Genomic DNA, 846 nt, shown 5'->3' on the forward strand with positions numbered 1-846 from the left:
GTTTTATCAATTGAAAGTTTACTTAAAAATTTTATGCTTTTTCTTATCTTTGTAGCTATATGGGTATATAGAACATTATTAGTTAATAGATTTTTTAATAAAAAATGGTATCAATATGCATTTGTATTTATTGATATGTTTTTAATAATATTACTTTCAAAGGCTATTAATTCAGATTTTCAATCAACTTTCACACCCGGTGTTCTAATTACAATATTTCTATTTTTAAGTATTGCTACGCAATATATATTAAACTATATTATTAATAAAGAAAGGTTTGATATAAGACTCATTTTACCATATGTATTAAGTCTTATATTAGCATCTTTAATTTCAATTTTTGCTTTATTCATTAATGATAGCTCAAATGTTTTAATATTTTTAATTGCTGTAACAGTAGCATCTATAGTACCTTTGTTCTTTCAAAAGCAAGCAAAAAGATACCCAGTTTATTTTGATCATTTGAGTGAACGATTAAGTTTATTTGTAATATTGATGTTTGGTGAAGGTTTAATATTTATTGCAAGTGATATTAGTGTTTTCTCATTAAAACCAGTGTATATAGTAATGTTTGTGTTATTGGTATCTCTATTTATTTTATATACCTTGCACTATAAATACACAGAAAAAGAAGAAAAAAGAAGAACAGGTTTTTTCACTTTATATATACATTTATTCCTTCTATACTTTATAGATATAATGTTTTTAGTTATGAATGAAGAAATACAGCAAAATCATTTTTCTTCATTTAACTACCATTATTTATATATTATTTCTTTTGTAATGTATTTAATTCTATTACTTTTTAATACTAAGCATTATAGTAATATTTTAAACTCTACCAAG

General features: G+C 22.3%; 1 protein-coding gene. It reads left to right on the plus strand.

Going from position 1 to position 846, the window contains the following annotated elements:
- A partial coding sequence (locus ACF91D_RS30910; RefSeq protein ID WP_392438579.1) for a low temperature requirement protein A occupies window positions 1-846 on the plus strand: 846 nt, incomplete at both ends.

The sequence above is a fragment of the Staphylococcus sp. 231237_7MaSpsaltlick genome (assembly GCF_043107035.1).